This window comes from Nocardia sp. NPDC059764 (assembly GCF_042732555.1).
GTDB lineage: Bacteria > Actinomycetota > Actinomycetes > Mycobacteriales > Mycobacteriaceae > Nocardia.
Window position 1 is genome coordinate 1 of sequence record NZ_JBHWHH010000202.1, and the last position, 12226, is coordinate 12226.

The following is a 12226-nucleotide window of genomic DNA, read 5'->3' on the forward strand; positions in this document are numbered from 1 at the left end:
AACCCGCGGTGAGCGACCTCTCGCGTCACGAGTGCAGGATGTCGCCGACGATATCGCCGCCCGCGTGCGCCCCGAGATCCACCCCGGTGTGGGCACCGCTGTCACCGAACAGCGACGCGTCCGGACCGGTGGTGTGCACGCCGCCGCCGAAGGCCTGCGAAACATCCACTCCGGCCCAGGGATTCGCGCCCGCGCCGTGCAACCCGGCATCCACCGCGCTGCCGCCGTGCACCCCGGCATCCAGAGCGGTCCCGACCTGGGCCCCGCCGCCGACCTGCGTCGCCCCGGTGACCCCGGTGTCGAGCCCGGCCACCGCGTTCCCGACCCCGGTCAGCCCGGTGCCGACCTGCATACCCGCACCGATCGCCGAGTGCACCCCGGCATCCAGACCCGTCCCGACCTGCGTCCCGGCCCCGGCAGCGCCGTGGAGGCCGGTGTCGAGCCCGCCCTGCACGCCCGCGCCGATTCCGGTCGCCGCACCGCCCACACCGGAAATACCCGTCTCCAAACCACTTCCGACCTGCGCACCGAGCCCGGTGCCCACATTCGCCGCACCATTGAGCCCGGTCTCGAGCCCAGCGCCGACCTGCGTGCCCGCACCGACCGCGGTGTTCAGTCCGGCATCGAGACCTGTGCCCAGTTGGGCACCGGTGTGCAGCCCGGTGTCCAGGCCCGCGCCCAGCTGCGTCCCGAGGTCCGCACCGGTGTGCAATCCGGTGTTCAGGCCCGCACCCAGCTGCGTCCCGAGGTCCGCACCCGTATGCAATCCGGCGTCGAGACCCGTGCCCAGCTGCGCTCCCGTGTTCAGGCCGGTCTCGAGACCCGCGCCCAGCTGCGTGCCCGCGCCGACCGCGGTGTTCAGACCCGCACCGAGCCCGCCGCCCAGTTGCGTGCCGAGGTCCGCGCCCGCCTGGAGTCCGGTGTTCAGGCCCGCGCCCAGCTGGGTGCCGGCGCCGACAGCGGTGTCGACGCCCGCGCCGAGCTGGGTGCCGAGGGCCGCGCCCGCGTGCAGGCCGGTGTCCAGGCCCGCGCCGAGCTGGGTGCCCGCGCCGAGGAGAGCGTCGGCGGTGCCGGAGAGGCCGGTCTCCAGGCCGACGCCGGTGTTGAGGGCGCCGTTCAGGCCGGTCTGCAGGCCCGCGCCCGCGCTGGTGGCGGCGTTGATGGCGGTGGAGAGTCCCGCGCCGAGGCCGGTCTGGAGGTCGGCGGCGGTGGTGATCGCGCCGGTCAGGCCGGTGGTGAGGTCCGCGCCACCGTGGGCGACCGCGTCGAGCGCGCCCTGCAGGCCGGTTTCCAGGCCCGCGCCCGCGGTCAGGCCGCCGGTGAGGGCGGAGGTCAGGTCGGCGGCGGCCTGGGCGCCGAGGACGCCGCCCAGATTGGCTTCGACACCGGTGGCGACGTCGGCGGCCACGCCGAGCGCACCGCCGAGTCCGGCGGTCAGGCCCGCGCCGAGTCCGGCGGCCGCGTCCACGGCCGCGCCGACGCTGTCGGCGAGGCCCAGCTCCAGGCCGGTGCCGACCTCGGTGCCGAGGTTGACCTGGGTGGCGGCGAGGGTGGCGGCTCCGAGGTTCAGGGCCGCGTTGTCGACGAGACCAGCGCCGACGTTCGCGCCGACTCCGGTGGCCGCGCCCACGCCGGCGTTCGCACCGAGGCCCGCGTCCGCGCCGAGTCCGGCGTCCAGACCGGTGTCGGCGCCGAGGCCGGTGGCCCCGCCCGCGGCGATGATGCTCGACAGCTGCGAACCTCCGGCAACCAGCGCGGATTCCGCCACCAGCGGCGCCACGGCCGCGATGTCCTCCGGGGTCACGTTGTCCAGGCCGGCGGCGGCGAGCGCCGCGCCCGGATTGGTGCAGTAGCTGACGGCGGCCTCGTGGTCGCGCAGCAGGTTGAGGATGAACTCGAGAATTGCGTTGGGGCTCATGATGAATCGTCTCCCTGGTGGGGCGGGCCCCGTTGACCCGCACTGCTCGAATTGACTTTCACGTTAGGAAGACGAGTTGTTACGCGTAAGGGGTGAAGTCCCCCGGTTTCCCCATCGATCACCTTGGGGGTCCGGAGAACATTAGGGGAATTTCCCCAAACCTGCTGGGGAATCGGTAACGAGGACCCCCCAGCAACCGACAGGCTCGGTGGGCCGCCCGGCCTAACAGAGGGTTTCAGACATATCGGACCAAGAGCTTTCGAGCGGCACGCGCAACACCCACCGCGTGTCCGGTAATGACAGGGGAACTCGAATGAGTCAGGGGCTGGCGCTCGGCATCACGGTCGGGTCGTCGAACACGGTTGCCGTGACAACTTCGGGGGGACAACACAAGCTCCATACCCGGCCCAGCACGCTGGGCTCGGAGACGGAGGTTCCGGAGAGTTTCCTGTCCCGGGTCGGGGATCCCGTGGACATCCGCACCCGCGACGGCTCCGTCGTCCGCGCCGCGGACCTGGTGGCGACCGCCATCGGCCGCGTGGTGACGGACATGGGCCCGGCGGGCGCCTCGGTCGCCTGCTACCCGGCCTGGTGGTCGCAGCACACCGTGGAAACGCAGCGGACCGCGCTGGACGAGGCCGGACTGGGCGAGGTCGCCCTGGTCCCGGAACCGGCCGCGGCCATGCGCTGGCTGGAGGACGTGCACGGCTCCAGCCGTGACGGCGCGATGGTGGTGTACGACCTCGGAGCCACCGGACTGACCGTCTCGGTGGCCCGCACGGGCGCCATGTCGGGCCTGCTCGGCGAACCGGTCCGCAGCACCGCGGTGGCGGGTTCGGAATTCGATCTGCTGACGATGAGATATGTGCTCGCGTATGCGGTCGGCGAAAAAGATTTCGATCCTTTCGACCCGGTAGTGGAACAAGAATTGGCGGCGCTCCGGGAACGCTGCAAAATTGCGAAAGAAACTCTCTCCACAAATACCGCCACCATGGTGCCGGTGCGTTTGCCCATGCTCGGCGTCGCCGAGGTGCGACTGGTTCGCGACGATATCGAGGAGCTGCTGCGGGGTCCGCTCCTCGGTTCGACCGACCTGGTCCGCGAGGCGCTGCGGCGCGCGGGGCTGAGCGCCGCCGATCTGGACGGCTTCCTGCTCACCGGCGGCGGCGCGAGCATCCCGCTGGTAACCGAGCTGCTGTCCACCGAGTTCGGCGTCCCGGTCGCGGCCGCCGCCGATCCGGCCCACCTGAGCGCGCACGGCGCGGCCCTGCTGGCCGCCGACCTGCTCGCCGACATCACCGAGACCGAGGCCCACCCGGCCATCGCGATCGGCGGCCCGACCTACGCCGAGGCCGACGCCGGCAGCACGCTCGTTCCGCCCCGGACCACCGCGGCCGTGCCCCGCCGCATCGGCGGCGGCTCCGCACCCGAACCCGCCGACGCCGCCCTGCCGGCGACCGCCGAACCCGAGAAGACGACGGCACCCGTAGCCGCTCCGCGTATTCCGCTGCTGCCCGAACTGCCCGTCGAGGAGCCCCGGAGCGGGTTCCGGCACTGGAAGCGGCTGGCCGTGTTCGGCGCGGCCGCCATCGCGGTGGCCGCGGTGGCGACCGGCACGCTGGCCATGGGCACCGGCGATCGGTCCACCCCCGCGAATCCCGCGGGGACGCCGACCCCTTCGACCTCCGCGGTAGCCCTGGACAAGGCCGCGCCGAACGGCGGGGTCACTCCCTCCAGCACGCCCGCCGCGGCCGTGCCGGGCAGTCCGATCGCCGCGGTGAACTCGCCGCAGCAGCCCGGCGCCACCCAGCCCGGCACACCGGCCTCCGGCGCCCCCGTGGACGCTCCGGCCCCGGGCGGCCAGTCGGATGCCCCTGCCCAGCAACAGAATCCGGTGCCGGAGCAGTCGCCGCAGACCCAGCAGGCGCAGCCGCAACCCGCGCCGCAGACCCAGCCGCAGCCCGCCCCGGCGCAGCAGCAGCCGCCGGTGCAGACCATGCAGTTGCCGCAGCCTCCCGTGCCCGCCCCCGTGCAGGTGCCGGCGCCCCAGCTCCCGACGGGAGCCTTGAACAACGCCGTCGACGGACTCGGGAATATTCCCGGTACGCACGGCTGAGAGTTGGTTCCTCGTGACAGGCGTTACCCCAGTCGCGCTCGATTCACTTCCGGGCGCGCGAGAGATATTCCGGGACTTGGATTCCGGCGATTCCGGTGCGGTGCTGTACCTCATCCGCGGCCGTTCCGGCACCGGTAAGTCCACCCTGCTGGGCGCGATCCGGGCGCGGCTGCGCGCCCGCGGCGTCACGCTCACCGACCATCCGGCGCAGGCCCCGCGTCCCGGCGGCGCGGAGACCGGCCGCCCCCGGACCGCCCTGGTCGTCGACGACGCACACACCCTCGGCGCGGCCGAGTTCGATCTGCTCTGCGCCGCAGCCGAATCCGGGGAGTACCCGGTCGTCATCGCACTACGCTCGCGGCCGCACGACGCCCGGCTGCGCGGGCTCACCGATCTGGTGGCCCGCCGCGGCCGCGTGATCGATCTGCGCGCCCTGGGCGCGACCGAGATCGCCCCGTTCGCACGGGAATTGGGCATGATGGTGCCGCGCGGCCTGGGCCAGCACATCCATCGCCAGACCGGCGGCATCCACGGCGGCGTGGTGGCCGCCCTGACCGCGGCCTGCGCGACCCGCCTGGACGCGGGCGTGACGGCCGTCGATCAAGCGGTGACCGCGTGGGCTCGGACCCGGCTCGACGACTCCGATCCGGACCTGCTCGACGCCCTGGTGGTGGCCGCTATCGGTGCGGGCCTGGACACCGGCGAACTGACCGAGGTCCTCGACCTCTCCCCCGCCGACGCCCAGAGCCTGGTGGACCGGGCCCGGGGCAGCGCCCTGGTCACCGATGCCGACCTGCTGTTGACCCCCGCGGTCGCGCCGCTGCGCACCCTGGTCGGCGACCGCCGCTTCCTGACCGTCGCCCGCCGCCTGCTGCACGCCCGCCTGGACGCCGGACTGCTGCGCGACCACACCGCGCTGCTGCTCGCCGAATCGGGCGTCCGGGACGAGCGGCTGGCCGGATTCCTGTGCGCCGCAGCCGAACGCGCGGGCGACGAGGCGGTGCGCTACTACGCGTCCGCGGCCGCCGCCGGTGCGGATCCGGAAGGGCTGGCGGTGCGCTGGGCAGACGCGGCCGCGCGCAGCGGGGACGGCGACACCGCCCTGCGCCTGGCCGAACCCAGCCTGGCGAATCCGTCGATTCCGCTCGCCGATCTCGCCGTCGCGGTCCGCATCTGCGCGGGCGTCTGGACCCGGCGCGGCCTGGCCGACCGGGCGGCGCAGCTCTACACCTGGCTCGGTCCCGCCCGGGTGGGCGCGGACTGGGCGGTCGCGGCGACCGTGCTGTGCCTGGCCGGCGATGTTCGTGGCGCGCAGGCGCTCTCGGTCAATGCCGGGCAGTGGCCGCCCACCGAGGCCACCTCGCGGGCGGCGTCGATCGCGCACGCCCTGTCCGATTCGATCGGAGCCACCGGAACACCCGCGGCACAGCGTCCGGGTGCGACGCACAACGGCGCCTCCGGAACCTTCGGCGGTCATAACGGCAACGAACAGAACGCTCCCGCACGGACTTACGGCAACGGACAGTCCGGTGCCGAACGCCCAGCGGCATCCGGCGCCTTCAACACCCCGACCGCCCGTGTCACCGCACCCGGCGGCGTGGTCCGGCCGGCCACCAGCGACCGGACTCCGCCCGCGAATCCCGGCGTGCCGGTGAGATCCGCTGCGGGCCAGCCGAACAGCTTCGGCACCGTCACGGCCCCGACCGGTTTCACCGCGGAGATGCGAGCCGTTCCCCCGGCGACCCTCGCCGGGCAGCGTTTCGCCAATCCGGCGCAGGCCCGCCGCGGCGCGGCCGTCTCGGCGGCGTCGGCGCTGATCCACGCGGCGCACTCAGGGCCGGCGCCGGCCGACGACGGCGGCGATCGGTTCCTGCCGTGTTCGGCGGTGTCGATCGCGGTGCTGCTGTGCCTGAGCATGGGCGACCCCCGCCGCGCCGCCGACGCCCTGCGCGGCGCGGCCCCCACACCGCAGAGCCTGGTGCTCGGGGCCTGGGTGGCCATGCTGGGCGGCGACGAGCAGTCGGCCGCCGCCCTGATGTCGGAAGTGCCGGTGGCGGAACTGGATCCGCGTGATCGCCTGCTCGCGCACGGCGTGATCGTCGGCCTGGCCCGCCGCAGCGGCGACCATGCCGCGCTGGCCCTGGCCTGGCAGCAGGCCTACCCGCTGTTCGACGAGGTCGGGGCGGACCTGCTGGCGCTGCTGCCCATCGGCGAACTGTGGCTGGCCGGAATCCGTCTGCGCGACGAGGCCCGGATGACGGCACTGGTGACCGGCGCCGACGAACTGCTGCGCCGCCTCGGCGAACCGCCGGTCTGGTCGAATGCCTTCCACTGGTACGCGATTCAGGCCGCCATCGCTCAGGAGAGCCCGGAAGCCCTGCTGCCGCACGCCCATCGGCTGAAGACGGCCGCCTCGGCGGGCGATCCGCAGGCCGCCGTGCTGGCCGACGCGGGCCGGACCTGGGTGCTGGTGCTGCGCGGACAGGTGGTGCGGGATCGGGTCGAGGGCGCGGTGGCGCGACTGGCCGGGCTCGGCCTGCGCTGGGACGCGGCCCGGTTGGCCAGTGAGGCCGCGCTGGCGGCGAGCGACGCCGCCACCGCGACCGCCCTGCTGAAGCTGGCCCGCACGGTGCGCGCGCAGTCCCGGCCGCCGGAGTTCCCGGTCCGGGTGCCCGAGCCCGCGGCCCCGCAGGCACGCCCGGAACCGGTCACCGATACCGTGCTGAGCGAACGCGAACGCGAGGTGGCCGAACTGGTGCTCCTGGGTTTGACGTACCGGGAGATCGGGGCCCGGCTCTACATCTCGGCCAAAACCGTGGAACATCACGTGGCCCGGATGAGACGTCGAATCGGTGCGGGGTCGCGTTCGGAGTTATTGTCAATGCTCCGCGCCATGGGTCACGGTTCACTCCTGGTCTGATCCGGGCGCGGAGAGACCGGACGCACCGAGTGAGGTAACGAGGATGGCCACTGGCGTGGGCCTGCGGATCGCGGACGACGAATCCGTCGTAGCCGTGGTGACCGGCGACGACGCCACGCTCCCGGTGCACTACACCGTGCGTGAATCGGTGCTGCACATGTCCGACGACGGGGACGCCGTGCTGGGCGGGGACGCGCCGGAGGGCTATTCGCATTCCATTCGCGGCTTCGTCGGCGCGGTCGGCGACCCGGCGGGGCTGGCGGTGGACGACGGTGAGGCGTACCGGGCCGAGGACCTGATGGCCACCGCGGTGTTCTGCCTGATCAGTCAGGCCGCCGAACATCTCAACGGGCCCGCCGAGTTCTATCTCGCGCACCCGACCGGCTGGACCGACCCGCACGTGCGTTCGCTGCGTGAGGCCCTGGACTACCTGGGCCTGAAGTCGGTGGTGCTGGTCAGTGAGCGCGACCTACCGCAGGCGGACGCGGAGACCGGCAAGACCCTCGCCTACAACGCGGCCCGTGCGGCCCTGGCGGCGGTGCTGTCCACTCCGGCCGGGCTGACCCCGCCCGATGCCACCGCGTCCGCCGTGAACGCCGCCGACGTCACCGATGTGCTGCCCGCGCTGAAGTCGTCCGAGCCGCTGGCGCAGGCCTATTCGGCCGCGGTCGCGGCGGTTCCGGCCGCCACCGCCGCCGAGCCGGTGGTCACCCGATCGATTCCGGCGGCCGCGGTCACACACGCGCCGCGCGCCTCCCGGGGCCCGTACATCATCGCCGGGGCGGCCGCGCTGATCGGTTTGCTGCTCGGTGGCGTCGGAGTGGCGGCGGTGTTGCGCCAGGACGACTCCACCCCCGGCCCGCCGCGCGGCGAGGTCCGCAACGAACCGGACGCCACCGCGGGGGTGGCCCCGCCGCTGCTACCGCCCACCGGTTCGCTGCATCCCACCGCGGCCGCGCCGGTCGATCCGGCCGACGCCCCGGTCACCTCCGAGGCGCCGACCACGACGCCGCCGCCGACCACCACTCCGGAGCCGACGACCACCCTGCCCCCGGTTCCGGCGACCACGGTGCCGCCCACCACCACCCGCCCGTATCCGCCGATTTATCAGAACCCGCCGGTACCGACATTCGGCCTGCCGCCGGCTCCGGTGCTGCAGGACCCGTGGGGACAGAGTCAGCGTTGATTTCGTAGCGACCATCCGAGGTTTGTGCCCTAAAGTGGTGCGCTGACCGACCTTCCGGAAGGTAGCCCGGAACCTTTCCCCGCCGAAGCCGGTCTGCTGGTGCACTACGAAGGGACTCCATGCGCAAGTTCATGGCGCGCCGCGCCACGGTCCGAGCAGCCACCGTCGCCGTTGCCTCGACCGTTCTCCTCGGGCCCCTTCTGAGCAGCGCCACAGCCGACCCGGTCTCCCCGGATCAGCTTGCCGCCGAGAGCCTTCCGGCCGAACTGGTGACCGCCATCCAGCGCGATCTGAAAATGACTCCGGCCGAATACCTGGACCGCGCGGCCAAGGCCCAGCAGTTGCGGGACTACGCCAGCGAATTCCGCACCCAGCGCCCCGACGATTTCGCGGGCGCCTGGATCGGGACCGACGGCAAGCCGGTGCTGGCCGTCACCTCCCTCGACGCCGCCAAGGTCGCCGCGGCCGCCGGGTACCAGACCCGGCTGGCCCCGATCAGCGCGGACGGCCTGGAGAACTCTGTCGATCAGCTGAACCAGTGGATCACCACGCTGCCACGGGAGATCTCGGGCGCGATCAATTCGGTGGCCATCGACTTCCTCAACAGCCAGCTGGTACTCAGCGTCGCCAACACCCCCGGCGGCCATTTGCTGAACCTGCCCACCCTGATCGCCAATATCAAGGTGATCCTGTCGCCGAACTCCGGCGGCCCGGTGGAGCGGCGGCCGATGGGCGGCGACACCTACATCACCGCGCCGACTCCGCTCGACACCTCGCTGCACGGGGTGGATGTGTGCTCGTTCGGATTCAACAGCGTCGATTCCGCGGGCAATGCGCTGAACATCAGCGCGGGGCATTGCAATCCGAATGTCGACAAGGGCACCGGCGCCGAGGTGTACCTGCCGAATGTCAAAAACTTGTTGTCCAGTCCGAAGGTCGGCACTTTCGTCACCTCGAACCTGGGCGGCAGCAGCGCACTGGACTATTCGGTCATCAAGCTCAATGACGACGCGGTGAAGGCGGGCATGGATCAGCCGTCGGTGCGCGGCGCCAACGGCACCACCCTCACCATTACCGGTGTGGCCGACCCGATCACGGGCGCGCCGGTCTGCAAGTCGGGCCAGTCGTCCACGTTCACCTGCGGTTTCGTGGTGGCGGACCGGGTCGAGACCCAGCTCTACACCACCGAGGGCAATTCGAAGACGATCCGCGGCTTCGCCTCCAGCGCCTGCACCCTGGGCGGGGACAGCGGCGGCGCCATCGTCACCGGCACCCTCGCGCTGGGCATCACCAGCGGTTCCAACGCGGCGGACGCACCGAACTGCAACGAGGCCAACACGCAGCTCGCGCAGTACGGCGGCACCGCGTCGCTGGGCATCCCGCTGCGCCCGATTCTGAACGAAATCGACGCCAATTCGGGCGGCGGCGTCGGCAGTGGAATTCAGGTGCGGACTCGCTCGCACACGTGAGTGATTCACTCCGTGCGTGATTCCCGCCGAGTGACGGATTCGCGGCCCGGTGCGACGGGCCGCGAAAATCGGACATCCCTCGCATTGGAGGGTCAATCTCCCATGCCTGCCGTTTGCTCTGCGAATACCGAAACGTCATCTGGCAATAAGTAGGCATAACGGGCCGGACACCATATAGTCGGGGCCATGCTCCTGCCACGTATGCGCGCCTCCATGCCTGCCGCGGGCCGACGCCCGCGGTCCCTCGTCCGAACTGCGGCGATCGCGGCCACCGCGATTCTCGTCGCCGGACCCTTGGCGGCGAGCGCGCACGCGGAGCCCGAGACCCCCGCGACCCCGAACCTGCCGGCCGAGCTGATCAACGCGATCACCCGCGACCTCAAGATCTCCTCGCAGGACTACCTGAACCGCGCCGACGTCGCGCAGAAGGTGGCCACCTTCGCCACCACCGCGCAGCGCCAGTTCCCGGATGTCTTCGGTGGCGCCTGGCTGGACGAGACCGGCAAGGCGATCGTGGCGCTCGCCCCCGGCGACGCGCACGAGCAGGCCCGCAAGGCCGTGCAGGACGCCGGTTTCACCGCCAAGGACGTCTCCAAGAGCGAGACCACCCTGCGCGGCGAGAAGAACGCCTTCCAGCAGTGGCTCAAGGACCAGCCGGAGTCGGTGTCCAAGTCGATCCGTGGCGTGGCCGTCGACACCCTGAACAACAGCATCGCGGTCCGCGTGGACAAGGCCGGCCTTCCGCTGCCCGGTTTCGTCGACCCGGCGCGCGTCATCGTCATGGCCGCCCCGCCGGTCGGCGGCGAGGGGCAGGACGTCCCGAAGGCCGCGGAGATCGCCGGAGCCGGCCCGCGCGCCATGGCCGCCGGTGACGCCTTCGCCTCGGTGGCCGGCCGCATGTCGCTGCGCTGCTCGCTGGGCTTCAACGGCGTGGACGGCAACGGCAATGTCGTGAACATCACCGCGGGCCACTGCAACCCGAACATCCCCGCCACCGGCGGCGCCAACTCCCCCGGCGTGTTCCAGCTGGTCGGCGAGAGCCGCGGCCCGCAGATGGGCTCGTTCCAGAAGTCGGTGCTGGGCAACCAGGACTACTCGATCGTCGGCATCAACGACCAGTTCCGGGACAGCTTCTCCAACCCGCTGGTGAGCGTCCCGAACGCGGCCCCGATCACCGTCACCGGTGTGGCCGTCCCGGTGGTGGGCGCTCCGGTTTGCAAGTCGGGCGCGCGCGCCGGCTTCAGCTGCGGCGTGGTGAACGCCGTCGACCAGACCGTCCAGGTCGGCGACCGCCTGCTGACCCAGTCGTTCTCGTCGAATATCTGCGCCCTGCCCGGTGATTCGGGCGGCCCGCTGGTGACCGGCACCCTGGCCCTGGGCATCTCCAGCGCCTCCTCGGTCGCCGACTACCCGATCTGCGAGATCCCGAACCTGATCGGTCTGATCACCGGCAACACCCCGCAGCTGTTCGCGCAGCCGATCAGCACGGTGCTCTCCGACAACCCGGGTCTGCGGGTGCGCACCAGCTAGGCACAGCATCCTCGGAAAGGCCGGTAGCTCAACCGCTACCGGCCTTTTCGCATTCCTGGGTGAGAACCCCCTCAACCCCACCATCACAAGTGCGTGCAGAGCACTGGATGTTCGCGGCCCGTCTCGTTCTGGACTGAGTGGAGCGGAGGAGCGAAGCGGGGGAGCGGAGGGAAGGAAGAACGAGACCCCGGGGGCCGCGAACCCGCCCGGAGCGAAGCGGAGGGCAGATAATAGAGCCTATGTGTTTGGCGTTGCTCGGCTGGCGGGCCCATCCGGACTACCGGTTGATCCTGGCCGCCAATCGGGACGAGTTCTTCACCCGCCCAACGGAATCACTGCGCCGTTGGGACGAGGTGCCGGGCCTGCTCGCGGGCCGGGATCAGGGTGCGACCGGCCCGGTGCCCGGCACCTGGCTGGGCGTGCTGCCCGACCGGCACCGCTTCGCCACGGTCACCAATGTGCGACTACCCGGCGAGTTCCGCACCGACGTCCGCTCCCGCGGCGCGCTGCTGATGGACTTCCTGCGCGGCGACGTGGTTCCGGAGAAGTTCGTGCGCGGCAACGCCGCCGCCCCCGACGACTACAACGGCTTCAATCTGCTGGTCTCGGATCTGGAAACGCTGTGGTGGCACAGCAATCGGAGCGAGGGCGGCCCCCGGGAACTGCCGCCCGGTTTCCACGGCGTCTCCAACAACGCACTGGTCGGTTCGCTGACACCGGACGGCGCGGTCGCCACCGACACCGACGCCCCCGTGTGGCCGAAGGTCCGCAATGGCGTGCGCGCGCTGGCCGCGGTGCCGCCGGGCGATGTCGCGGGCTATCTCGGGGTGCTGGCCGACCGCACCGCGGCCCCCGCCGCCGAACTGCCCCGCACGGGCCTCGACCGGCTGACGGAACGCTCGGCCTCCGCGCGTTTCGTCAACCATCCGGTACACGGAACTCGCTGCAGCACAGTCCTTCTGGTGCGCGAGGACGGCCGCTACGTGATGACCGAGCGCACCTTCGCCCGGTTCGGCCGCCGCCGCGACACCGTGGTGTTCGAGGGCCGGATGGACCTCCCCGCCTGACAGAACACCAGGCCCGCCTC

General features: G+C 71.9%; 7 protein-coding genes. 6 read left to right on the forward strand and 1 reads right to left on the reverse strand.

Annotation, left to right across the window (positions count from 1 at the left end; translation table 11 throughout):
* Positions 1 to 25: 25 nt before the first annotated feature.
* Complete coding sequence (locus ACFV4K_RS30775) at positions 26 to 1918, reverse strand: IniB N-terminal domain-containing protein (RefSeq protein WP_379279649.1); 1893 nt, start codon at positions 1916 to 1918, stop codon at positions 26 to 28.
* Positions 1919 to 2231: 313 nt separating this feature from the next.
* Between ACFV4K_RS30775 and ACFV4K_RS30780 the strand changes: the two genes are divergently transcribed.
* The 6 genes from ACFV4K_RS30780 to ACFV4K_RS30805 all read left to right on the forward strand — a co-directional run bounded on the left by ACFV4K_RS30780 (position 2232) and on the right by ACFV4K_RS30805 (position 12206).
* Positions 2232 to 4034, forward strand: coding sequence for an Hsp70 family protein (locus tag ACFV4K_RS30780; protein WP_379279651.1), 1803 nt, complete (start codon positions 2232 to 2234; stop codon positions 4032 to 4034).
* A 76-nt stretch (positions 4035 to 4110) separates the two neighbouring features.
* Positions 4111 to 6954 carry a LuxR C-terminal-related transcriptional regulator gene (locus ACFV4K_RS30785; protein WP_379279652.1) on the forward strand — a complete coding sequence of 948 codons (2844 nt, stop codon included), beginning with the start codon at positions 4111 to 4113 and terminating at the stop codon, positions 6952 to 6954.
* Positions 6955 to 6997: 43 nt separating this feature from the next.
* Positions 6998 to 8140 carry a hypothetical protein gene (locus tag ACFV4K_RS30790; RefSeq protein ID WP_379279654.1) on the forward strand — a complete coding sequence of 381 codons (1143 nt, stop codon included), beginning with the start codon at positions 6998 to 7000 and terminating at the stop codon, positions 8138 to 8140.
* A 119-nt stretch (positions 8141 to 8259) separates the two neighbouring features.
* Complete coding sequence (locus ACFV4K_RS30795) at positions 8260 to 9609, forward strand: S1 family peptidase (protein WP_357094245.1); 1350 nt, start codon at positions 8260 to 8262, stop codon at positions 9607 to 9609.
* Positions 9610 to 9795: 186 nt separating this feature from the next.
* Positions 9796 to 11139, forward strand: a complete 1344-nt coding sequence (locus ACFV4K_RS30800) for a S1 family peptidase (RefSeq protein WP_379279656.1) — start codon at positions 9796 to 9798, stop codon at positions 11137 to 11139.
* A gap of 239 nt (positions 11140 to 11378) precedes the next feature.
* Positions 11379 to 12206 carry an NRDE family protein gene (locus tag ACFV4K_RS30805; protein ID WP_379279658.1) on the forward strand — a complete coding sequence of 276 codons (828 nt, stop codon included), beginning with the start codon at positions 11379 to 11381 and terminating at the stop codon, positions 12204 to 12206.
* The last annotated feature ends 20 nt before the right edge of the window (positions 12207 to 12226 follow it).

Coding starts and splice junctions, on each gene's coding strand:
- ACFV4K_RS30800 (WP_379279656.1), top strand. CDS start 9,796: ATGCTCCTGCCACGTATGCGCGCCTCCATGCCTGCCGCGGGCCGACGC.
- ACFV4K_RS30780 (WP_379279651.1), top strand. CDS start 2,232: ATGAGTCAGGGGCTGGCGCTCGGCATCACGGTCGGGTCGTCGAACACG.
- ACFV4K_RS30775 (WP_379279649.1), bottom strand. CDS start 1,918: ATGAGCCCCAACGCAATTCTCGAGTTCATCCTCAACCTGCTGCGCGAC.
- ACFV4K_RS30805 (WP_379279658.1), top strand. CDS start 11,379: ATGTGTTTGGCGTTGCTCGGCTGGCGGGCCCATCCGGACTACCGGTTG.
- ACFV4K_RS30790 (WP_379279654.1), top strand. CDS start 6,998: ATGGCCACTGGCGTGGGCCTGCGGATCGCGGACGACGAATCCGTCGTA.
- ACFV4K_RS30795 (WP_357094245.1), top strand. CDS start 8,260: ATGCGCAAGTTCATGGCGCGCCGCGCCACGGTCCGAGCAGCCACCGTC.